This window comes from Pseudomonas sp. MF7453 (assembly GCF_016405455.1).
GTDB lineage: Bacteria > Pseudomonadota > Gammaproteobacteria > Pseudomonadales > Pseudomonadaceae > Aquipseudomonas > Aquipseudomonas paralactis.
In genome coordinates this window covers 22,403-45,563 of record NZ_JAEKCN010000013.1, presented here as the reverse complement: position 1 = coordinate 45,563, position 23,161 = coordinate 22,403, and the positions used below count along the sequence as shown (strand labels likewise).

The following is a 23,161-nucleotide window of genomic DNA, read 5'->3' as shown; positions in this document are numbered from 1 at the left end:
CTCCGAAGGTTTTAGCATGAGTTGATGAATTTGAACAGCCCATATGTCAACTTATCTGAGGCTAAATAAACACACTCAGCGAGCAGCCAACCCCCTACTTACAGATCACCAACATCGTCCGCGTCACTGCGCCTGCCGGGTTCCAGCCGAACAGGTAGTCACCCTCTTCGTCCTCGGCGTCACTGGAGCGAGTGATGACTTTATAGCCCTGCATCTTGCACTCACGGGCGGCACGCTTCTCGCACTTCTCCCATTTGTTGCCCAAGCCAGAGCAGTCGATCTCTATGCCGCTGACGCCGCGCTTGGCATGGGTCTTGGCGCTGGTGGAGGAGCAGCCGGCAAGCACCACCAATGCAAGTATTACGATAATCCTGTTCATTCAAACCCTTATTGAGTCAGCAACGCGAAATAGCCGTTTTTTAAAACTATAGTCAGTTCTGACAGTGGGCTGAACGCCTTCGTTCGGTGCAGTTGCTTCCTCAAATTTCAGGCACAAAAAAGGGCGACCGAAGTCGCCCTTTTTCAACAGCTTTACAGAACTTAGTTCTGCTTGGCCATCGCCTGGCGCAGCAGTGCCGCCATGGTGGTGTCAGCAGCAGCTTCCGGAGCAGCTTCTTTCAAGCTCTGGATAGCTTCTTTCTCTTCCACTTCGTCTTTCGACTTGATGGAGAGTTGGATCACGCGGCTCTTGCGATCAACGCTGATGATCTTGGCTTCTACTTCCTGGCCTTCTTTCAGAACGTTGCGCGCGTCTTCAACGCGGTCACGGCTGATTTCGGAGGCTTTCAGAGTCGCTTCGATATCGTCGGCCAGAGTGATGATGGCGCCTTTAGCGTCAACTTCTTTCACAGTGCCCTTAACGATTGCGCCTTTGTCGTTCTCTTGAACGTACTCGGAGAACGGATCGCTTTCCAGCTGCTTGATACCCAGGGAGATGCGCTCGCGCTCTGGGTCAACCGACAGGATAACGGTGTCCAGCTCGTCGCCCTTCTTGAAACGACGAACAGCTTCTTCGCCAACTTCGTTCCAGGAGATGTCGGACAGGTGAACCAGGCCGTCGATGCCGCCGTCCAGACCAATGAAGATACCGAAATCGGTGATCGACTTGATGGTGCCGGAGATTTTATCGCCCTTGTTGAACTGGCCAGAGAAATCTTCCCATGGGTTAGATTTGCACTGCTTGATGCCCAGGGAGATACGACGACGCTCTTCGTCGATGTCCAGAACCATAACTTCCACTTCGTCGCCGACTTGTACGACTTTCGAAGGGTGGATGTTCTTGTTGGTCCAGTCCATTTCGGAAACGTGTACCAGGCCTTCAACGCCTTCTTCCAGCTCAGCGAAGCAGCCGTAGTCGGTCAGGTTGGTAACACGCGCGGTCACGCGGGTGCTTTCTGGGTAACGGGCTTTGATAGCGACCCATGGATCTTCACCCAGTTGCTTCAGGCCCAGGGAAACACGGTTGCGTTCGCGATCGTATTTCAGAACCTTGACATCGATCTCGTCGCCAACGTTGACGATTTCAGAAGGATGCTTGATACGCTTCCAAGCCATGTCGGTAATGTGCAGCAGGCCATCGACGCCACCCAGATCGACGAATGCGCCGTAATCGGTGAGGTTCTTGACGATACCTTTGACTTGTTGGCCTTCCTGCAGGGATTCCAGCAGAGCTTCACGCTCGGCGGAGTTCTCTGCTTCCAGCACGCTGCGACGGGAAACGACAACGTTGTTGCGCTTCTGGTCGAGCTTGATGACTTTGAATTCGAGTTCTTTGCCTTCCAGGTGCGTGGTGTCGCGCACTGGACGAACGTCGACCAAAGAACCTGGCAGGAACGCACGGATGCCGTTAACGTCGACAGTGAAGCCGCCTTTAACCTTACCGTTGATAACGCCCTTGACCACTTCTTCAGCTGCGAAGGCTGCTTCGAGAACAATCCAGCATTCAGCGCGCTTGGCTTTTTCACGGGACAGCTTGGTTTCACCGAAACCGTCTTCAACCGAGTCCAGAGCAACGTGAACTTCGTCACCGACATTGATAGTCAGGTCACCAGCATCGTTGTAGAACTGTTCCAGCGGGATCAGAGCTTCAGACTTCAGACCAGCGTGAACGGTTACCCAGCGAGCTTGGTAATCGATATCAACGATAACACCGGTGATGATGGAGCCTGCCTGAAGGTTCAGGGTTTTTAGGCTTTCTTCAAAGAGTTCCGCAAAGCTTTCGCTCATTTTAATTCCTGTTGATAAGGGCGAAGAATACGCCCATCTCCACACCCCAGACGGTGTGGGTCAGTTTCAGTTAAAAGAAGCCACCGCAGGACTATGACTGGTCCCCTGCGGCCTTCTTGATCACCCGGCGATATCGCGAATGGCGATTTCACTCATGATGCGTTCCAGCACCTGCTCGATGGACAGCTCCGTGGAATCCAGCTGTATGGCGTCAGCCGCCGGCTTGAGCGGGGCTACCGCACGCTGGGTATCACGCTCATCGCGTGCACGGATCTCATCTAGCAGACTCGACAGACTAACACCATCGACTTTGCCCTTCAACTGCAAGTAGCGGCGGCGCGCTCGCTCCTCGGCACTGGCAGTGAGGAAAATCTTCAACGGCGCCTCGGGAAACACTACCGTGCCCATGTCGCGACCGTCGGCCACCAGGCCCGGCGGCTCCTGAAATGCGCGTTGGCGCTGTAGCAAAGCCTCACGAACCGCCGGTAAAGCGGCCACTTGGGAGGCGCCGGCACCGATGCTCTCGGTACGGATCACATCACTGACTTCATCGCCTTCCAGGATGATGCGTTGCAATTGACCGTCGGTCGCCGCGATGAACTGCACATCCAGATGGGCGGCAATTTTCGTCAGCAACTCTTCGTTGGTCAGGTCGACGCCATGGTTGCGCGCCGCGAATGCCAGCAGGCGGTACAGCGCGCCGGAGTCGAGCAGGCACCAGCCCAGGCGCTTGGCCAGGATGCCGGCGATGGTGCCTTTGCCCGAGCCGCTTGGCCCGTCGATGGTAATCACCGGTGCTTTGATATTCACAATTGAGCCTCTTGGGCAACACGGATGCCAACGTGGGCACACAGTGTAAGAAAGTTCGGAAAAGACGTAGCAACATTGGCACAGTCACGAATACGAATCGGCGCCGTCGCCCTCAGGGAGGCCACGCTGAACGCCATGGCAATGCGATGATCGCCATGGGCGTGCACTTCACCGCCGCCCATCGGGCCACCGTCAATGATAATCCCATCAGACGTGGGTTGGCACTTCACACCCAGAGCCAGCAGACCGTCGGCCATAACCTGGATACGGTCCGATTCCTTGAGCCGCAGCTCCTCGGCACCGCGTAACACGGTGCACCCCTCGGCGCAGGCAGCAGCAACAAACAATACGGGAAACTCATCGATCGCCAACGGCACCAACGCCGCGGGAATCTCGATGCCCTTCAAGGCGGCGGCCCGAACACGCAGGTCGGCAACAGGCTCGCCGCCTACCTCGCGCGGGTTTTCAAGGGTGATATCAGCCCCCATCAGCCGCAGAATATCGATCACACCGGTGCGGGTAGGATTGACGCCGACATGCTCAAGCAGCAGCTCCGAGCCTTGGGCAATCGACGCCGCCACCAGGAAAAACGCCGCAGACGATATATCCCCAGGCACTTCAATGTGAGCAGCCGTCAGCCGATGGCCCGACTCCACCGATGCCGTCGCGCCCTCCACCGCCACCGGATAACCAAAGCCACGCAACATGCGCTCGGTATGATCGCGGGTCGGGGCAGGTTCGGTGACTGCGGTTTTACCTTGCGCATACAAGCCAGCCAGCAACAGGCAGGATTTAACCTGCGCGCTGGCCATCGGCAACGCGTAAGTCAGGCCCTTGAGCGCCTGCCCGCCACGAATGGTCAGAGGCGGACGCCCTTCAGGACCGGTCTCGATTACCGCACCCATTTCCCGCAGCGGCTTGGCCACACGACTCATGGGGCGCCTGGACAGCGATGCATCGCCGGTCAGGACGCTATCGAAGCTTTGCGCCGCCAGCAAACCCGCCAACAGACGCATCGATGTACCGGAGTTCCCCAGGTAGATCGGCCCCGGCGCTGCCTTCAAGCCGTGCAGGCCAACCCCATGAATGGTCACTCGCCCATGGTGTGGACCTTCAATCACCACGCCCATATCGCGAAACGCCTGCAAGGTCGCCAGGGCATCTTCGCCCTCAAGGAAGCCTTCCACCTCGGTGACGCCATCAGCCAATGAACCCAACATGATGGATCGATGGGAGATCGACTTGTCACCCGGCACCCGAATGCATCCGCTCAAGCGGCCACCCGGGTTGGCGACAAAAGTCAGCTCATCGGCATTCACTGCGGTTTCCATATAGGCCCGGCGCGCCAGGATCTTGCTGAAATGCTCACGCGCCACCCGCGCCCGAGTGAACACACCCAGTAACTGATGACCATCACCCGCATCCACCGCGTCACGCAAGGCGTCGAGGTCACTGCGGAACGTGTCCAGGGTGCGCAACACCGCTTCGCGATTGGCGAGAAAGATGTCATGCCACATCACCGGATCACTGCCAGCGATCCGGGTAAAATCACGAAAACCACCGGCGGCGTAGCGGAAAATCTCAAGGTTCTCGTTGCGTTTGGCCAACGAATCCACCAGGCCGAATGCCAGCAGATGGGGAAGATGACTGGTCGCCGCCAACACTTCATCGTGGCGCTCGACCTGCATATGCTCCACATCCGCGCCCAGCTCGCGCCAGAGCCGATCCACCACAGCCAACGCCGCCGGATCAGTCTGCGCCAGCGGCGTCAGGATCACCTTGTGCCGACGGAACAACTGCGCATTGGATGCTTCCACCCCGCTCTGCTCGGAACCGGCAATCGGATGACCCGGCACAAAGCGCGGCGGCATGACGCCAAACGCCAATTGCGCCGCGCGCACCACGTTGCCTTTGGCACTGCCGACGTCCGTGAGGATCGCTTGCCCCAGGTCCATGCCGGCCAATACGGCGAGCAATTTCTCCATGGCCAGGATCGGCACCGCAAGCTGGATCACGTCCGCGCCCTGGCAAGCGATTGCCAGGTCCGCTTCACAGCGATCCACGACACCCAACTCCACCGCCAGCTTGCGCGATTGCGGGTCGAGGTCGACGCCCACCACTTCGCCACACAGACCACTTTCACGCAGGCCCTTGGCGAAGGAACCACCGATCAATCCCAGACCGACCACCACCAGGCGACCGATCATAGGCACAGCAGGTTGCAATGCAGTGACATCAACCACGGGCCAGAACCTTGGCCAGAGCCTCCAGGAAGCGGCTGTTCTCGGCCGGCAAACCGATGGTGATACGCAGGTGGTTCGGCATACCGTAGTTGGCCACCGGACGCACGATCACGCCTTCGCGCAGCAAGCCCTGAAACACCGGCGCAGCCTCTTGGCCGAGGTCGACGCAGATGAAGTTGCCCTTGGACGGAATCCATCCCAGGCCCAACTCGCGAAAGCCGTCCTGCAACTGCAACATGCCGCTTTCGTTGAGGCGACGGCCCTCTTCCAGGTATTGAGCATCCTTCACCGCCGCACAGGCGGCCGCCAGGGCCAGGCTGTTGACGTTGAACGGTTGGCGCACGCGGTTCAGCACATCGGCAACTACCGCCGTGGACAGGCCGTAACCAACCCGCAACGACGCCAGGCCATAAGCCTTGGAAAAGGTGCGCGACACCAACAGGTTCGGGTAGGCCGCGAGAAAATCCAGGCCATCGGGCAGGTCGCTGCCTTCGGCGTACTCGATGTAGGCCTCGTCCAGCACAACCAGCACATGCTCCGGCACGTCCTGCAGGAATTCGTTCAGGGCCTGCTCATCGAACCAGGTGCCGGTCGGGTTGTTCGGGTTGGCGATAAACACCACGCGGGTGTGCGCATCGATCGCCGCCAGCATTGCCGGGAGGTCGTGCCCCCAATCCTTGGCGGGAATGACTCGCGCATCAGCCCCCACAGCCTGAGTCACGATCGGGTAGACCGCAAATGCGTGCTCACTGAACACGGCATTCAAACCGGGCGCCAGGTAGGCACGGCCGACCAGTTCAAGGATGTCGTTGGAGCCATTGCCCAGGGTCACTTGGTTCAGCTCGACCCGGCACTTGTCCGCCAGCAGCGACTTGAGCGCAAAACCGTTGCCGTCGGGATAACGGGTCAGCTCGGCAAGCTCTTCACGAATCGCCGCCAACACTTTGGGGCTCGGGCCCAGCGGGTTTTCGTTACTCGCCAACTTAACGATTTTGGACGGGTCCAGATTCAACTCACGGGCCAGCTCGTCCACAGGCTTGCCTGGAACGTAAGGCGAGAGTTGTTGCACGCCCGGCTGCGCCAGGGCGAGGAAGTTGCCACTCATGTCAAAGCCTCACAAAACCGCTTTCGGGTAAGAGCCCAGCACCTTGAGTGCCACAGCTTCCTGACTGATCTTCTCCAGCACGCCCTTGACCAGCGGGTCGCGGTGATGGCCGATGAAGTCGATAAAGAACACGTAGGTCCATTTACCGCTGCGCGAAGGACGAGTCTCGATGCGCGTCAGGTCAATCCCGTTGTCGTGGAACGGCACCAGCAGCTCATGCAGCGCGCCGGGTTTGTTGCTCATGGAAACGATGATCGAGGTCTTGTCGTCGCCGGTGGGCGGCACTTCCTGGCTGCCGATCATCAAAAAGCGCGTGGAGTTGTCCGGGCGGTCTTCGATTTTCTCGGCCAGGCGCGTCAGGCCGTACAGGCCCGCGGCCATATCGCCGGCAATTGCCGCCGAGTTCCACTCGCCCTTGACCCGCTTGGCCGCTTCGGCGTTGCTGGACACCGCCACGCGCTCGACATTCGGGTAATGGGCGTCCAGCCACTTGCGGCACTGGGCCAGGGACTGAGCGTGGGAGTAGATACGGCTGATGCTATCGGTCTTGGTGTTTTCACCCACCAGCAGGTGGTGGTGGATGCGCAGCTCGACTTCGCCACAGATCACCATGTCGTGCTCAAGGAAGCTGTCCAGCGTGTGGTTGACCGCGCCTTCAGTGGAGTTTTCCACCGGCACCACGCCAAAATTCACCGCACCGGCTGCCACTTCGCGGAACACTTCGTCGATAGCAGCCATCGGCTTGCTGATCACCGCGTGGCCGAAGTGCTTCATGGCCGCCGCCTGGGTGAAGGTGCCTTCAGGGCCGAGGTAGGCCACTTTCAGCGGCTGCTCCAGCGCCAGGCACGAAGACATGATTTCACGGAACAACCGCGCCATCTCTTCGTTGCCCAACGGGCCCTTGTTGCGCTCCATCACGCGCTTGAGCACCTGGGCTTCACGTTCGGGCCGGTAGAACACCGGCACTTCGCCTTCGGCCAGGGACGCCATTTTCACCCGCGCCACTTCCTGGGCGCAGCGCGCGCGCTCACTGATCAGTTCCAGGACTTTCTCGTCCAGGCTGTCAATGCGTACTCGTAGGGCTTTGAGTTCTTGCTCAGACATTAGCCGTGTTCCTTCTCGAACTCTGCCATGTAGGCAACCAGCGCGTTGATGGCGTGGATGTCGACAGCGTTATAAATGGAGGCGCGCATACCGCCTACCGAGCGGTGGCCCTTGAGGTTCAGCAGGCCGCGCTCGTCGGCACCGGCCAGGAACGGCTTGTCCAGGCGGTCATCGGCCAGGCGGAACGGCACGTTCATCCACGAACGGTCGCTGAGGTTGATCGGGTTGCTGTACAGGCCGCTGGCGTCGATGAAGTCGTACAGGGTGCGCTTCTTCTCTTCGTTCAACTTGCCCATGGCCGCCACACCACCCTGCTCCTTGAGCCACTCAAACACCAGGCCGGAGAGGTACCAGGCGAACGCCGGCGGGGTGTTGTACATCGAGCCGTTATCGGCCGCGACCTTGTAGTTGAGCATGGTCGGGCATAGCGAGCGGGCGCGACCCAGCAGGTCTTCGCGGATGATATTGACCAGGATGCCGCTCGGGCCGATGTTCTTTTGCGCGCCGGCGTAGATCATGCCGTATTTGGACACATCGATCGGGCGCGAGAGGATGTCCGAGGACATGTCGCACACCAGCGGAACGTCACCAACTTCAGGCACCCAATCAAACTCCAGACCACCAATGGTTTCGTTCGCGACGTAGTGAACGTAGGCCGCGTCCTTTGTCAGTTTCCACTCGTTTTGACCTGGAATGGCGAAGTAATCGTAGGGCTTTGCGGTACCCGCCACATTAACGTGGCCGTAGCGCGAAGCTTCTTCAATGGCTTTCTGCCCCCAGATACCGGTGTCGATATAGTCGGCAGTGCCGTCTTCAGGCAACAGGTTCAGCGGGATCTGGGCGAACTGCTGGCTCGCCCCACCTTGCAGGAACAACACTTTGTAGTCGGAGGGGATGTCCAGCAAGTCGCGCAGATCCTGCTCGGCCTTGGTGGCGATGGACACAAACTCATCGCTGCGATGGCTCATTTCCATCACGGAGAGGCCTTTTCCATGCCAGTCGAGGAGTTCACCCTGCGCACGCTGCAGGACTGCTTCAGGAAGCGCCGCGGGACCGGCACAGAAGTTATAGGCTCTCTTGCTCACATCCAATCTCACTCTGATCTGGTGGGGCTGCAATCATGTCAGCAACGCCCTCATTCTGGAGCGGGCATCTGTGGGAGCTGGCTTGCCTGCTCCCACATGGACCGCGTCCAGGCAAAGGGCGCTGTGTTTCATACGGGACAAACAACAAGGGGGCGAATCTTCATCCGCCCCCTGTGTGTCCGCTTATTCCTGCGGTTCTTCTTCGTCTGCGGCAGCGTCGAGGGTTGGCTCGTCAACGTTGTCATCGCCAGCTGCGATCACCTCGCCTTCAAATTCCTCACCTTCGAGCTCCTCGCCTTCGACTTCCGATGGCTCCTGCACACGCTCCAGACCAACCAGCTTCTCGTCCTTGGCCAGCTTGATCAGGGTCACGCCCTGGGTGTTACGGCCCAGGCTCGACACTTCAGCCACACGGGTACGCACCAGGGTGCCCTGGTCGGAGATCAGCATGATCTCCTCGCCATCGAGCACCTGCACCGCGCCGACCAGACGGCCGTTGCGGTCGTTGCTGACCATGGCGATCACGCCCTGGCCGCCACGCTTGTACTCCGGGAACTCGCTGATGGCGGTGCGCTTGCCATAGCCACGCTCGGAAGCGGTGAGGATCTGGCTGCCTTCTTCCGGGATCAGCATCGAAATCAGCTTCTGCCCTTCCGGCAGGCGCATACCGCGCACACCGCGGGCGGTACGGCCCATGGCGCGCACGTCGGATTCCTTGAAGCGCGTAACCTTGCCGCCATCGGAGAACAGCATGACTTCGCGCTCACCATCGGTAATGGCCGCGGAAATCAGCACGTCACCTTCGTCCAGCTCCAGGGCAATCAGGCCCACGCTGCGTTGACGGCTGAAGGATTCCAGCGGGGTCTTCTTCACGGTGCCCTTGGCGGTGGCCATGAAGATGAAGTGACCTTCGGTGTATTCCTCAACCGGCAGCATGGTGGTGATGTATTCATCACTGTCCAGCGGCAGCAGGTTGACCAACGGACGACCACGGGCGGCACGGGAGGCTTCCGGGATTTCGTAGGTTTTGAGCCAGTACACCTTGCCCTTGCTGGAGAACAGCAACAGCGTGGTGTGGCTGTTGGCGACCAGCAGGTGAGCGATGTAGTCCTCATCCTTCACGCCGGTAGCCGATTTACCTTTACCGCCACGACGCTGGGCCTGGTACGCAGCCAACGGCTGGGTCTTGGCATAGCCACCGTGGGAGATGGTCACCACGCGCTCTTCTTCCGGGATCATGTCACCCAGGGTCAGGTCCAGGCGCGCATCGAGGATTTCGGTGCGGCGCACGTCGCCGTATTCGGCGCGGATCACTTCCAGTTCTTCGCGGATCACTTCCATCAGGCGCACGGCACTGCTGAGGATGCGGATCAACTCGCCGATCTGGTTGAGGATCTCCTGGTACTCGGCCAGCAGCTTCTCGTGCTCAAGACCGGTCAGGCGGTGCAGGCGCAGTTCCAGAATGGCCTGGGCCTGCTCCGGCGACAGGAAGTACTTGCCTTCACGCAGACCGTATTGCGGGTCCAGGGTCTCCGGACGGCACGAGTCGGCACCGGCACGTTCAACCATGGCCACCACGGCGCTGGATTCCCAAGGCGTGCTGATCAACGCTTCCTTGGCTTCCGACGGGGTTGGCGAGGCCTTGATCAGGGCGATCACCGGGTCGATGTTCGACAACGCAACCGCCTGGCCTTCCAGGATATGGCCGCGCTCGCGGGCCTTGCGCAGTTCGAACACGGTACGGCGGGTCACCACTTCGCGACGGTGACGCACGAAGGCTTCCAGCAGGTCCTTGAGGTTCAGGATGCGCGGACGGCCGTCGATCAGGGCAACCACGTTGATACCAAACACGCTTTGCAGCTGGGTCTGGGCGTAGAGGTTGTTGAGGATCACCTCAGGCACTTCGCCACGACGCAGCTCGATTACTACGCGCATACCGTCTTTGTCGGACTCGTCGCGCAGCTCGGTGATGCCTTCCAGCTTCTTCTCTTTAACCAGCTCGGCGATCTTCTCGATCAGACGTGCCTTGTTCAGCTGGTACGGGAGTTCGGTGATGACGATCTGCTGGCGGCCACCGACCTTGTCGATGTCTTCGATCATCGAGCGGGCACGCATGTAAATGCGTCCGCGACCGGTGCGGTAGGCTTCGATGATGCCGGCGCGACCGTTGATGATCGCGGCGGTCGGGAAGTCCGGGCCGGGGATGTACTGCATCAGCTCATCGACGGTCAGCTCGGGGTTGTCGATAAGCGCCAGGCAACCGTCGATGACTTCACCGAGGTTGTGCGGCGGAATGTTGGTGGCCATGCCCACGGCGATACCGCTGGAACCGTTGACCAGCAGGTTGGGGATCTTGGTGGGCATGACGGCCGGGATCATTTCAGTGCCGTCGTAGTTCGGCACCCAGTCCACGGTTTCTTTGTGCAGGTCGGCCAGCAGCTCGTGCGCCAGCTTGGTCATGCGCACTTCGGTGTATCGCATGGCCGCGGCGTTGTCGCCGTCGACCGAACCGAAGTTGCCCTGGCCGTCTACCAGCAGGTAGCGCAGGGAAAACGGCTGCGCCATCCGAACGATGGTGTCGTACACCGCAGTGTCGCCGTGAGGGTGATACTTACCGATCACGTCACCGACAACACGGGCAGATTTCTTGTACGGCTTGTTCCAGTCGTTACCCAGCTCGCTCATCGCGAACAGCACACGCCGGTGCACGGGCTTCAAGCCATCGCGCGCATCAGGCAGTGCCCGACCGACAATTACGCTCATCGCGTAGTCGAGGTAGGACTGTTTCAGCTCGTCTTCGATATTGACCGGGAGGATTTCTTTGGCCAGTTCGCCCATGAGAAGCCTGATTCCTTTTTCGGGTGAAACCTCGTCACATCCATTCGGGACGAACGAAGCTCGCCGCTGCCGGCACGGTGCCTGACAACGACTTACGACAAATCAACGAGTTATGACACGGATCTGCGCGTTATAGGCAGCCCCTCGGGGCAGCCCTGGAAACCGCCGGATGTTATCACAATCGCCGCCACGCACCTATCCCCCTGATGCGCATGGAGGCTAGTAATTTGACGGGTGACAGGCTTGAAGGGGACGAGAGGGGCTCAGAGGTGGGGTGATGCTGTTTTTTGAGGGTGGATCCGAGGGTTTTATTGACTTTCGAGCCCAATCGGGGGCTAGCCCCCTCCCACACTTGAATTGTGAACACAGTCAAAATGTGGGAGGGGGCTTGCCCCCGATTGCTATCTCACAGACACCACAGCCCTCAATGCAGGCGCTTACGGCACATCAACCTGGCCAATTTGGCAGTATCCGGGCGCTCAACCACGCCCTTCTCGGTCACGATCACATCAATCAAGTCAGCCGGCGTCACATCAAACACCGGGTTAAACGCATCAACCTCCAGGCGCTGCCCCATGACGTCCAGCAGCTCAGCGGGATCGCGCGCCTCCAGTGCAACATCATCGCCAGTAGCCATCATCAAATCGAGCGTCGAACTCGACGCCACCACCATAAAGCGCACGCCATGGTGCATGGCGCAAACGGCCAGTTGGTAGGTGCCGATCTTGCTGATCACATCGCCATTGGCGGCAATACAGTCGGCACCGACCACCACCCAGGTCACGCCTTTGGTCTTGAGGATGTGTGCCCCAGCCGAGTCGGCACTCACCGTCACCGGGATGCCCTCGCCCGCCAACTCCCACGCGGTCAGACGCGAGCCTTGCAGCCATGGGCGGGTTTCGTTGACATAGACCTGCTCGACCAGCCCTTCCAGGAACGCCGCGCGAATCACGCCATGGGCCGTGCCGACCCCGCCCGTGGCCAGCGCGCCGGTGTTGCCATGAGTAAGGATCGCCTGGGCGTTGCCCTGGTGCTTGCGAATCCGCTCCATGCCCAGTTGGGCCATGACCACATTGGCCTCGCGGTCGCTTTCATGAATCGCAATGGCTTGGGCTTCCAGCACAGCCACCGGATCGGCGTGCGGCTTGAGGCGGTCCAGGCAGTCGCGCATGTTCTTGAGGGCCCAGAACAGGTTCGACCCGGTCGGGCGGCTGTCGGCCAGCAGTGCGTAGTCTTCCTCCCACGCCGCTTGCCAGTCGCCGCCCTCGGCAATGCGTTCACGGGCGGCCAGTACCAGGCCATAGGCGGCACTGATGCCGACGGCCGCCGCGCCCCGCACCAGCATCGAACGGATGGCCTCGGCCACCGCCGCGACGGTATGGCAGGCCACCCAGCTCTCCCGGGACGGCAACACGCGCTGATCGAGCAGGTACAGCGCGCCGTCACGCCAATCGATGGCCTTCACTTTCTCTGCAGCCAACAGTCGGTCGCGCATCCCTTACCCCGCACTTATGAACAAAAGCCGCGGATTATAGCGATCCGCCAGCCAGGACGCTCGGGTATACTTCGCCCTTCTTTATATAGCTGCCTGGGAAGAAGCCTGCGATGACCTCCACTGCCGCCCCGCTCGACCTGTTGCTCTTGCCGACCTGGCTGGTACCGGTCGAACCTGCCGGCGTGGTGCTCAAGGAGCATGGCCTGGGCATCCGCGACGGGCGCATTGCCTTTATCGGCCCACGCGCCGCGGCATTGAAGCTTGCGGCCAATGAGGTGCGCGAACTGCCCGGCATGTTGCTCAGCCCTGGCCTGATCAACGCCCACGGCCATGCGGCAATGAGCCTGTTCCGTGGCCTGGCCGATGACCTGCCGCTGATGACCTGGCTGGAAAAACACATCTGGCCGGCCGAAGCCAAGTGGGTCGATGAAGCCTTTGTGCGCGACGGCACCAACCTGGCCATCGCCGAACAGATCAAGGGCGGCATCACCTGCTTCTCCGACATGTACTTCTTCCCCAAGGTCGCCAGCGATTGCGTGCATAACAGCGGTATGCGCGCGCAGATCGCCATGCCGATCCTCGACTTCCCGATTCCCGGCGCCAGCACTGCCGACGAAGCCCTGCGCCAGGGCATCGAGCTGTTCGGCGACCTCAAGCACCACCCGCGCATCAAGATTACCTTCGGCCCCCACGCGCCCTACACCGTGTGCGACGCCAACCTGGAAAAGATCCGGGTGATCGCCGAAGAACTGGACGCAGCGATCCATATGCATGTGCATGAAACAGCCTTTGAAGTGCAACAAGCCGTGGAGCAGACAGGCGAGCGGCCATTGGCGCGCCTGGGCCGCCTCGGCTTGCTCGGACCGCGCTTCCAGGCCGTTCATATGACCCAAATCAGCGAGGAAGACCTGGCTTTGCTGGTAGAAAGCAACACCAGCGTAATCCATTGCCCGGAATCGAACCTGAAACTGGCCAGCGGCTTTTGCCCGGTGGAGCGCTTGTGGCAGGCTGGGGTCAATGTGGCCATCGGCACCGACGGCGCCGCCAGTAACAATGACCTGGACCTGCTGGGCGAAACCCGTACCGCCGCGATGCTGGCCAAAGCCGTTGCCGGCTCGGCCACCGCTCTGGACGCCCACCGCGCCCTGCGCATGGCGACGCTCAACGGTGCACGGGCCATGGGCCTGGAAAGCGAGATCGGCTCGCTGGAAGTCGGCAAGGCCGCAGATATAGTCGCCTTCGATCTGTCGGGGCTGGCGCAACAACCGATCTACGATCCGGTCTCACAGCTTATATATGCCACCGGACGCGATTGCGTGAAACACCTTTGGGTCGCCGGCAAGCCATTGCTCGACGACCGGCGATTGACCCGCATGGATGAACAGCAGTTGACCGCCACGGCCATTGCCTGGGGCCAACGCATCAGCGGGCACCACGAATAACGCCGCGGTTGAACCTGCACGTTCAGCCGCGACCACCGACTTATCAGATTCAGAGGATTGACCATGAGCAACGTCGACCACGCCGAAATCGCCAAATTCGAAGCCCTCGCCCACCGCTGGTGGGACCGCGAGAGCGAGTTCAAACCGCTGCACGACATCAACCCGCTGCGGGTCAACTGGATTGACGAACGCGTCAACCTGGCCGGCAAGAAGGTGCTGGATGTGGGTTGCGGCGGCGGCATCCTCAGCGAAGCCATGGCCCAGCGCGGCGCGACCGTGATGGGCATCGACATGGGCGAAGCGCCGCTGGCCGTGGCGCAGTTGCACCAGCTCGAATCCGGCGTGAGCGTGGAATACCGCCAGATCACCGCCGAAGCCCTGGCCGAGGAAATGCCCGAGCAGTTCGACGTGGTCACCTGCCTGGAAATGCTCGAACACGTGCCAGACCCGTCCTCGGTGATCCGTGCGTGCTTCCGCATGGTCAAACCCGGCGGCCAGGTGTTTTTCTCCACCATCAACCGCAACCCCAAGGCTTACCTGTTCGCGATCATTGGCGCCGAATACATCATGAAGCTGCTGCCGCGTGGCACCCATGACTTCAAGAAATTCATCCGCCCTTCCGAGCTGGGTGCGTGGAGCCGTCAGGCCGGGCTGACCGTCAAGGACATCATCGGCCTGACCTACAACCCGCTGACCAAGCACTACAAGCTGGCCAACGATGTTGACGTCAACTACATGATCCAGACCCTGCGCGAGGAGTAAGCCTGTGAAGTTGCGAGCGGTTCTCTTCGACATGGACGGTACCCTGCTGGATACCGCGCCGGACTTTATCGCCATCTGCCAGGCCATGCGCGCCGACCGCGGCCTGGAACCGATCAACCCGCAGCACATCCGCGATGAAATCTCCGGCGGTGCCCGGGCGATGGTTGCCGTGACCTTCTCGATGGATCCTGAATCCCCAGGCTTTGAAGAGCTGCGCCAGGAATTCCTGGAGCGCTACCTCAAGGACTGCGCGGTGCACAGCAAGCTGTTCGACGGCATGGCCGAGTTGCTGGAAGACATCGAGAAAGCCAAGCTGATTTGGGGTGTGGTCACCAACAAGCCGGTGCGCTTTGCCGAACCGATCATGCAGCGGCTGGGCCTGGCCGAGCGTTCGGCCGTGTTGATCTGCCCGGACCATGTGAAAAACAGCAAGCCGGACCCGGAGCCGATGATCCTGGCGTGCAAAATGCTCGACCTGGACCCGGCCAGCGTGCTGTTCGTGGGCGATGACCTGCGCGACATCGAATCCGGCCGCGACGCGGGTACGCGCACGGCGGCGGTCACCTATGGCTATATCCACCCGGACGACAACCCGCGTCACTGGGGCGCGGACGTGGTGGTGGATCACCCGCTGGAATTGCGCAAGGTGCTGGATAACGCGCTGTGCAGTTGCTGATTGTTCGAAGATCTCAACAACACTGAGGTCGATGTGGGAGCTGGCTTGCCTGCGATAGCGGTCTGCCAGCCAGCACATCTGCCGACAGGTACTCCACCATCGCAGGCAAGCCAGCTCCCACAGGAAATGGATTCCACTTTGAGTGGTGTATCACCTTGAATTTTGTCGAGGCTATTTATGTTTGATTATTCTGCCCCTCCAGAACTGCTCAAAGGCCGGACCATCCTGGTAACCGGCGCCGGTCGCGGGATTGGCGCAGCAGCGGCAAAAACCTATGCCGCCCATGGCGCCACCGTGCTGTTGCTGGGCAAGACCGAAGCCAACCTGGCCCAGGTGTATGACGAGATCGAAGCTGCCGGCCAGCCGCAACCGGTGGTGATCCCCTTCAACCTGGAGACCGCCCTGCCCCATCAATACGATGAACTGGCAGCGATGATCGAAAAAGAATTCGGCCACCTCGACGGCCTGTTGCACAACGCTTCGATCATCGGCCCGCGCACGCCCATCGAGCAGTTATCCGGCGAGAATTTCATGCGAGTGATGCATGTGAACGTCAACGCGATGTTCATGCTGACCAGTACCTTGCTGCCGCTGCTCAAGCTGTCCCAGGATGCGTCGGTGGTGTTCACCTCCAGCAGCGTCGGGCGCAAGGGCCGGGCGTATTGGGGCGCTTATGGTGTGTCCAAGTTTGCCACCGAAGGTTTGATGCAAACCCTGGCCGATGAGCTGGAAGATGTCGCGGCAGTGCGCGCCAACAGCATCAACCCGGGTGGTACACGCACGAGTATGCGAGCCCAGGCGTATCCCGGTGAGAACCCGATGGAAAGGCCGGCGCCGGAAGAGATCATGCCGGTGTACCTGTACCTGATGGGGCCGGACAGTGCGGGCATCAACGGCCAGGCCTTCGATGCGCAGTAAGCCCTGACACACTGCAAAACAAAGGTGGGAGCTGGCTTGCCTGCGATAGCGGTGGTGAATGTTCCATCGCCATCGCAGGCAAGCCAGCTCCCACATTGCTTTGTGGTGTTGTTAAAAACTCAGTTTTTGACCACTTCCTCCAGGGTGAAGCGCCCCAACGGATTCTGCAGGAAGTTGCTCACATTCTTGCGCGAGATGTTGATGTACGGGCTGTAGTACAGGTCAATCCAGTTCACATCCTGCTTGGCCAGTTTCTGCAACTCGACATACATCTGCTCACGCTTGGCCGGATCTGCCTCAACTCGCGCGGCGGCTACCAGCTCTTTGACCTTGTCGTTCCTGTAGCGGGTCATGTAGTTCTGGTTGGTGTCGTGGCCCAGTACGAAGGTGGTTTTCTGGTCCGGGTCGAGAATGTCGTTGGTCCAGTACATCACTGAAATATCGTACTCACCGTCCACCAGCATCTGCCAGCTTTGGGTCGGGTCGACCTTTTGCAGGTTGGCGGTCACACCGACCTTGGCCAACTGGTCCTTGACGATCACTGCAATCTGCTCATCAGCCTCGTTGCCGGCGTTGACCACGTAATTGAGCTTCAAGTCCTTGGCTCCGGCCTCTTCCAGCAGCTTTCTGGCCTCGGTCGGGTCATAAGGACGCTGCAGGTTGTTGGCGTAGTGGTACAGCGACCCCTTGGGAATGTAGGAGTACGCCACAGTGCCTTGGCCGTAAGTCGCGGTTTTCACCAGCGATTGCTTGTCGATGGCCATGTCCAATGCCTGACGTACCTGCGGCTTGGCGAGCAAACCGTGCTCGTGGTTGATCAACAGGTGATCTTCACGGGTGGACGGGTCGGCGTGGATCACCACGTTCTTGTCTTTCTTCAGCTCTTCAACCCGCGAGAACGGTACGAAGATCGCCGTGTCGAGTTCGTTGTTCTGCACCATGCGCATACGGGTGTTGTCGTCGGTCACCGACACCCACTCCACGCCATCGAGGCTGACGTTGTTGGCCTGCCAGAAATTCGGGTTCTTCTTCAGGATCACCCGGTCGCCCTTGCGCCACTCTTGCACGGTAAACGCGCCGGACGTTACCGGGTTTTCCGAATAGGCGTCTTCGCCCATCGCGGTCATGGCTTTTTCCGACAGGATCGACACCGTCGGCGATGCCAGTTGCGAGAGAAAGGCCACCGCCGGGGTTTTCAGAGTGACCACCAGAGTCTTGGGATCGCTGGCCTTGGCGGTGTTGATCAGGCTGAACGGGTCGCTCCACAAGGAGGCCTTGTTATCACGGATGCGCAGCAGGCTGAACGCGGCATCGGCAGCGGTGATCGGCGAGCCGTCGGAGAACTTCGCCTCGCGCAGCTTGAAGGTGTACGTCAGGCCGTCTTTGGAAATGCCCCAGCTTTCGGCCAGGCCCGGTTCCATCCTGGTGCCCAGGTTGTCCACGCGCACCAGGGTGTCGTAGACGTTGGCAAACACCCAGGTGTCGCGGTTTTGCGCGCTTTTGATCGGATCGAACGTGGTGCTGTCTTCACGGCAGCCGATGGTGAGGACACCGGCGGCCTGGGCCAGGCCTGCGGTCAACGACCAGGCGGTCAGCGTAGCGGCGGCGAGCAACTTCAAGTGGCGCGATTGCATATCACAACTCCTTGTTAATGAATGGCAGAGGTCAAAGCAAAGGTTCTTCAAGCACGCAACTGTACCGGTGCTCGTGCAGGAAATGGGTCGGCGGCAACACCGAGGAACACACCGCCCGCGCATACCGGCAACGCGGGTGAAACGCACAACCTGCAGACAAATTCAGCGGGCTGGGTGGCTCACCCGGCAGGGGCTGCGCGGGCAACGGCCGATGGGGGTCGATCTCGGGAATCGCCTCGATCAACGCCGCCGTATAGGGATGGCGCGGCGTGGTGAACACCGCCTCCACCGGCCCTTCCTCGACGATCTTGCCCAGGTACATCACCGCCACGCGGTCGCACAGGCGCCGCACGATGGCCAGGTCATGGGCGATAAACAGGATCGCCAGGTTCATGCGTTGTTGCAGTTCCAGCAGCAGGTTGATGATCTGGCCCTGGATTGACACATCCAGCGCCGCCACGCATTCATCGGCAATGATCAGGCGCGGCTCCACCGCCAGTGCCCGAGCGATGCCCACCCGCTGGCATTGGCCGCCGCTGAGGGAGCCCGGTTTACGCCCGGCCAGTTCGGGGCGCAGGCCCACCAGCTCCAGCAACTCGTTGACGCGCGCCGGGATCCGCTCCACAGCCACCTTGCGCTGCACGCGCAGCACTTCGGCAAGGGTTTCGCCAATGCTGTGCCGAGGATTCAGCGCGGCGTACGGATCCTGGAAAATCATCGCGGTTTCATGGCGCAGGCGGGCAATATCGATAGCGCTGCCATGGGCCATGTCGATCCCGTCAAACAGCACCTGGCCGGCGCTGATCGGGTTGAGGTGCAAAATCGCTCGGCCCAGGGTGCTTTTGCCGCTGCCGGACTCACCCACCAAGCCGAGAGTTTCACCGGCGGCGAGGTTCAGCGACACCCCGTTCACCGCCCTCACCCACTGCTTGTTCAAGCCGAACAGGCCGCTGCCGGACGCGGCAAAGCGCACCTCCAGGTCCTTGATCTGCAACAGGCTCATGGGCGTTCCCCCAATGGATAGTGACAGGCCACGCGTGCGCCCTGGGGCAGCAGTTCGGTACACAAGGCACCGACCTGCGGGCAGCGCGGATTAAAGCGGCAACCGTCAGGCAAGGCATCGAGCAACGGCGGCTGGCCAGGGATGGTGCGCAACAATGCATGACCGCTGCTGTGGGCCGGCTGGCAGTCGATCAGCCCAGCGGTATACGGATGTTGCGGCCGGGCCAGCAGTTCGTACTTGCTGCCGTGCTCGCACAGGCGCCCGGCGTACATCACGGCGATGGAATCGCAGGTTTGTGCGACCACGCCCAGGTCGTGGGTGATCATGATGATCGATAAGCCGCGCTGGTCGCGCAGGTCGAGCAACAGCCGCAGGATTTGCGCCTGCACCGTCACATCCAGGGCCGTGGTCGGCTCGTCGGCGATCAGCACTTTCGGGTTGCAGCCCAGCGCCACCGCGATCATCGCGCGCTGGCGCATACCGCCGGAAAATTCATGGGGATAGTTATCGACCCGCGTCTGCGGGTCCGGGATGCCAACCTGGCGCAGTACCTCGACAGCCTGTGCGCGCGCGTCTTTTTTCGAGGCGCCTTGATGCAGGCGGATGCCCTCGGCGATCTGCTCACCGATGCGCATCAGCGGGTCGAGGTGGCTGCTGGGGTTCTGGAAGATCATGCCCAGTTGCCCGCCCCGCACGGCGCGCATACCGGCGTCATCCAGTTGCAACAGGTCCTGCCTGGCCAGGCGTACGGCGCCGCCTTGCACGCGCAGGCTGGGCGATGGCAGCAAGCGCATCAGGCCGCGACAGGCCATGGTCTTGCCCGAACCGCTCTCGCCCACCAGGCCAAGGATCTCACCTTCGGCCAGGTCAAAGGACACGCGATCCACCAGGGTGACATCACGCCCGGTGTTGTTGGCGATCACGCTGAGATCGCGCACTTGCAGCAGGCTCACGAGCGGTCCCCCAATATTTGCGCCACACCGTCGGCCAACAGGCTAAAGCCCATGGCCAGGGTCACAATGGCCAAACCCGGAAACGTGCAAATCCACCAGGCCGTGGTGATAAAGGCTTGCCCCTCGGCCACCATCGTCCCCCACTCCGCGGTAGGCGGTTGCACGCCAAGGCCCAGGTAACTCACGGCGGCGCCGTTGAGCAGCACCAGCACCGCGTCGGACATGGAAAATACGATGGAGCCAAACAAGGCATTGGGCAGCAAATGCCGGAACAGAATGCGCCCATGACCAAACCCCAGGCTCTTGGCGGCCAGGGCAAACTCGCTTTCCTTGAGCACCAGGATCTGCGAGCGAATCAACCGCGCATACGACACCCAGCCCACCAGTGCCATGGCGATATAAAAGCTCTGCAAACCAGGCCCGAGAATGGCCATGATCGCCAGCATCAACACCAGAAACGGGAATGCCAGCACCACATCGATTACGCGCATACAGAAACTGTCGAAGCGCCCACCCACATAACCCGACACCGCGCCGATGAAGGTGCCGATGATGAACGGGAAGATCACCCCGACAATCGCCAGTTGCAGGTCGATGCGCGCCCCCCAGATCACCCTTGAGAGGATATCCCTGCCGTAATTGTCGGTGCCCAACGGATGGGCAAGGCTGGGCGCCAGCAAGCTCATGTCGGTGTTTTGCGCAATCGGGTCAAACGGTGCGATCCACGGCGCAAACAGCGCCAGGGCCAACCACACCAACAGAATCAGCAGGCCCCAGGCGGCGGTCAGGCGGCCATTGCGAAAGCCAAAGCGCAGGCGCAAACGCCAGGGTGCAATCAGTGGGCGGCTGCTCATTGCATCTTCACCCTTGGGTCGAGGGCGACTGTCACTACATCGGCAACGAAGTTGACCACCACCGTGGCACAGGCCAGCACCATCGCCACGCCCTGCACCACCATGTAGTCACGGGTGAAAATACCGCGCACCAGCAATTGACCGATGCCCGGAATTGCAAACAGGCTTTCGATGACCACCGTGCCGCTGATCAGCCAACCGATGTTGACCGCCAGCAGGTTAACCGCCGGCACCAGGGAATTGGGCAGCACATGCCGCCGAAACACCGCGGCCTCCGACAAGCCCCGGGCCCGGGCGGCGGTGACATGATCGGCCTGCAGTTCCATCAACATGCTTGCCCGCAGGTTGCGCACCAACACCGCCGACAGCGCCAGGGCGATGGTCAGGCACGGCAACAGCATATGGTGGGCCTTGTCCAGCCAGGTCCGCCCATAGCCAGACACCGGGAACAGGCCCCATTGCACGCTGAGCAACAGGATCAGCATCAACCCCAGCCAGAATGCCGGCATCCCCAGGCCGACCGTGGTGAAAACGCGGATCAGGTTGTCCGCCCAACCGCCTTTGTGACGCGCCGCCACGGTCGCCAGCGGCACCGCGATCAGCAACGCCAGGACCACGCTGCCCAGCACCAGCACCAGCGTCGGCTCAATGCGGGTGACGATCAGTTTCAGCGCGTCGACCTTGTACAGCAGCGACTGGCCGAGGTCGCCCTTGAGCAGGTTTTTCAGGAAGTAGAAATACTGCATCCACAACGGCTGGTCGAGGCCGAACTGGGCACGGATTTTCAGCAGTGCATCCGGCGTACTGCGCGAGCCCAGCAGGGCCCGCGCCGGGTCGCCGGGGATCGAGCGCACCAATACAAAGGTGATCAGGCTGATGCCAAACAGCACCGGCAGCAACTGCAGCGGCCGGGACAGGACAAAACGGTATCGCGCCAGGTTCATCCTTCAGCCTCGGTGGCGAGCGAGAAAGTCCAGCAGCACCGGGAAGTACGCCTGAGGTTCCTCATAAAACGGCATATGGCTGCTGTTGGGGAATACATGCAGCTCGGCGTGGGTGGCGGCCAGCTTCATGCGCATGGCGCAGGCGGGGGTCAGTTCGTCGTGCTGACCGGTGGTGATCAGAATCGGCATCGTGAACTCGCCCATCTCCTTGAGGCGGTTCCAGTCCTTGAGGTTGCCGATGTAGAGGAACTCGTTGGGACCTTGCATGGTTGCGTAAGGCCCCATGTTCCAATCGCCCAGGGAGCGTTTCAGCGGCTGGGGCCACTCGTCGAGGCGGCACACATGGCGGTAGTTGAGCAAGGTGATGGCGGCCTGGTATTGCGGGTGATCGAGGGTGCCCATGGCTTCGTGGCGCTGCATCATGGCCACGGTTTCGCTGCCCAGGGCGCCACGCAGGCGTTCGAGTTCCCGGGACAGATGGGGAATGTCGCCGACGGTGTTTTCCAGGATCAGGCTTTTGAGCGCATCGGGGTAGTGGATGGCGTATTCGATACCGAGCCAACCGCCCCAGGAATGCCCGAGCAAATGCACGCGGCCCAGGCCCAGCGCCTGGCGCACGGTCTCGACTTCTTCGACATAACGGCGGATTTCCCACAGTGCAACATCGGTCGGTCTGGCTGATGCGCCCGTGCCAAGCTGGTCGAATGCAACCACTCGCAGGTTATGCGCTTTGAGCCAGCCATGAGCGTCACGCAGATAGTCACACGGCAGACCAGGGCCGCCATTGAGACACAGCAGCACTTCATCGCCTTCGCCAAAGCTGTAGACCACGAGGTTATGGCCGTCGACTTGTACGTTGTACTGCTGGTCGGGGGCAATTTCACGCCACATGCATACATTCCTTGTGTTGTATCGGCCTGGCGGGTAGCGGCCGTTTATCAGGTCAACACTACCGAGGATACCGTGCGTCCATAACCTAGTATTTCTTATAGGTTTGGCCTGGCTGTCCTTCGCCGGGGCGTGGCATTCTACTTGCAGCAAGTCGAGATTCAAATGAATTCGGGAGCAG

General features: G+C 60.7%; 19 protein-coding genes. 4 read left to right on the top strand and 15 right to left on the bottom strand.

Annotated elements, in window-relative coordinates:
• Positions 1 to 94: 94 nt before the first annotated feature.
• The 9 genes from JFT63_RS20210 to mtnA form a co-directional block, all read right to left on the bottom strand.
• Positions 95 to 379 carry a hypothetical protein gene (locus JFT63_RS20210; RefSeq protein WP_005786306.1) on the bottom strand — a complete coding sequence of 95 codons (285 nt, stop codon included), beginning with the start codon at positions 377 to 379 and terminating at the stop codon, positions 95 to 97.
• Between the two features lie 161 nt (positions 380 to 540).
• The gene (gene rpsA / locus JFT63_RS20205; RefSeq protein WP_005786304.1) at positions 541 to 2,226 is read right to left on the bottom strand and encodes a 30S ribosomal protein S1; all 1,686 of its coding nucleotides are present in this window, start codon (positions 2,224 to 2,226) and stop codon (positions 541 to 543) included.
• Positions 2,227 to 2,346: 120 nt separating this feature from the next.
• Positions 2,347 to 3,036 carry a (d)CMP kinase gene (gene cmk, locus JFT63_RS20200; protein WP_005786302.1) on the bottom strand — a complete coding sequence of 230 codons (690 nt, stop codon included), beginning with the start codon at positions 3,034 to 3,036 and terminating at the stop codon, positions 2,347 to 2,349.
• Entirely contained in the window at positions 3,033 to 5,243 is a 2,211-nt protein-coding gene (locus JFT63_RS20195) for a bifunctional prephenate dehydrogenase/3-phosphoshikimate 1-carboxyvinyltransferase (protein ID WP_233102366.1), read from the bottom strand. The genes cmk and JFT63_RS20195 overlap by 4 nt, the downstream gene beginning before the upstream one ends.
• A gap of 28 nt (positions 5,244 to 5,271) precedes the next feature.
• Positions 5,272 to 6,384, bottom strand: a complete 1,113-nt coding sequence (gene hisC / locus JFT63_RS20190) for a histidinol-phosphate transaminase (RefSeq protein WP_198844611.1) — start codon at positions 6,382 to 6,384, stop codon at positions 5,272 to 5,274.
• 9 nt (positions 6,385 to 6,393) lie between these two features.
• On the bottom strand, positions 6,394 to 7,488 hold the full coding sequence (gene pheA, locus JFT63_RS20185; protein ID WP_003172650.1) for a prephenate dehydratase: 1,095 nt from the start codon (positions 7,486 to 7,488) through the stop codon (positions 6,394 to 6,396).
• On the bottom strand, positions 7,488 to 8,573 hold the full coding sequence (gene serC, locus JFT63_RS20180; RefSeq protein WP_198844610.1) for a 3-phosphoserine/phosphohydroxythreonine transaminase: 1,086 nt from the start codon (positions 8,571 to 8,573) through the stop codon (positions 7,488 to 7,490). The genes pheA and serC overlap by 1 nt, the downstream gene beginning before the upstream one ends.
• Positions 8,574 to 8,756: 183 nt before the next feature.
• Entirely contained in the window at positions 8,757 to 11,411 is a 2,655-nt protein-coding gene (gene gyrA, locus JFT63_RS20175; RefSeq protein WP_032892792.1) for a DNA gyrase subunit A, read from the bottom strand.
• Positions 11,412 to 11,835: 424 nt separating this feature from the next.
• The gene (gene mtnA, locus JFT63_RS20170) at positions 11,836 to 12,906 is read right to left on the bottom strand and encodes an S-methyl-5-thioribose-1-phosphate isomerase (protein ID WP_198844609.1); all 1,071 of its coding nucleotides are present in this window, start codon (positions 12,904 to 12,906) and stop codon (positions 11,836 to 11,838) included.
• A 110-nt stretch (positions 12,907 to 13,016) separates the two neighbouring features.
• Here mtnA and JFT63_RS20165 point away from each other — a divergent pair, with 110 nt between their 5' ends.
• From JFT63_RS20165 to JFT63_RS20150, 4 genes are all read left to right on the top strand, one after another.
• Positions 13,017 to 14,348 (top strand): TRZ/ATZ family hydrolase, encoded by a 1,332-nt coding sequence (locus JFT63_RS20165; protein ID WP_057703830.1) that lies wholly within the window; start codon positions 13,017 to 13,019, stop codon positions 14,346 to 14,348.
• A gap of 63 nt (positions 14,349 to 14,411) precedes the next feature.
• Complete coding sequence (ubiG, locus tag JFT63_RS20160) at positions 14,412 to 15,110, top strand: bifunctional 2-polyprenyl-6-hydroxyphenol methylase/3-demethylubiquinol 3-O-methyltransferase UbiG (protein ID WP_003189760.1); 699 nt, start codon at positions 14,412 to 14,414, stop codon at positions 15,108 to 15,110.
• A 4-nt stretch (positions 15,111 to 15,114) separates the two neighbouring features.
• The gene (gene mupP / locus JFT63_RS20155) at positions 15,115 to 15,786 is read left to right on the top strand and encodes an N-acetylmuramic acid 6-phosphate phosphatase MupP (protein WP_034135125.1); all 672 of its coding nucleotides are present in this window, start codon (positions 15,115 to 15,117) and stop codon (positions 15,784 to 15,786) included.
• A gap of 177 nt (positions 15,787 to 15,963) precedes the next feature.
• Positions 15,964 to 16,704, top strand: coding sequence for a YciK family oxidoreductase (locus JFT63_RS20150; RefSeq protein ID WP_057703832.1), 741 nt, complete (start codon positions 15,964 to 15,966; stop codon positions 16,702 to 16,704).
• Positions 16,705 to 16,823: 119 nt separating this feature from the next.
• Here JFT63_RS20150 and JFT63_RS20145 read toward each other — a convergent pair whose 3' ends face one another.
• Genes JFT63_RS20145 through JFT63_RS20120 form a run of 6 tightly spaced genes read right to left on the bottom strand, consistent with a single transcriptional unit; the run spans position 16,824 to position 22,983 of the window.
• Complete coding sequence (locus tag JFT63_RS20145; RefSeq protein ID WP_198844608.1) at positions 16,824 to 18,338, bottom strand: ABC transporter substrate-binding protein; 1,515 nt, start codon at positions 18,336 to 18,338, stop codon at positions 16,824 to 16,826.
• Between the two features lie 31 nt (positions 18,339 to 18,369).
• Positions 18,370 to 19,341, bottom strand: a complete 972-nt coding sequence (locus tag JFT63_RS20140) for an ABC transporter ATP-binding protein (RefSeq protein WP_198844607.1) — start codon at positions 19,339 to 19,341, stop codon at positions 18,370 to 18,372.
• On the bottom strand, positions 19,338 to 20,294 hold the full coding sequence (locus tag JFT63_RS20135; RefSeq protein WP_198844606.1) for an ABC transporter ATP-binding protein: 957 nt from the start codon (positions 20,292 to 20,294) through the stop codon (positions 19,338 to 19,340). Before JFT63_RS20135 ends, JFT63_RS20140 begins: the two co-directional genes overlap by 4 nt.
• A complete protein-coding gene (locus JFT63_RS20130) occupies positions 20,291 to 21,148 on the bottom strand; it encodes an ABC transporter permease (RefSeq protein WP_057703836.1) in 858 nt (285 codons plus the stop codon). The genes JFT63_RS20135 and JFT63_RS20130 overlap by 4 nt, the downstream gene beginning before the upstream one ends.
• The gene (locus tag JFT63_RS20125) at positions 21,145 to 22,092 is read right to left on the bottom strand and encodes an ABC transporter permease (protein ID WP_057703837.1); all 948 of its coding nucleotides are present in this window, start codon (positions 22,090 to 22,092) and stop codon (positions 21,145 to 21,147) included. The genes JFT63_RS20130 and JFT63_RS20125 overlap by 4 nt, the downstream gene beginning before the upstream one ends.
• A 3-nt stretch (positions 22,093 to 22,095) precedes the next feature.
• The gene (locus JFT63_RS20120; RefSeq protein WP_057703838.1) at positions 22,096 to 22,983 is read right to left on the bottom strand and encodes a proline iminopeptidase-family hydrolase; all 888 of its coding nucleotides are present in this window, start codon (positions 22,981 to 22,983) and stop codon (positions 22,096 to 22,098) included.
• Positions 22,984 to 23,161: the final 178 nt, after the last annotated feature.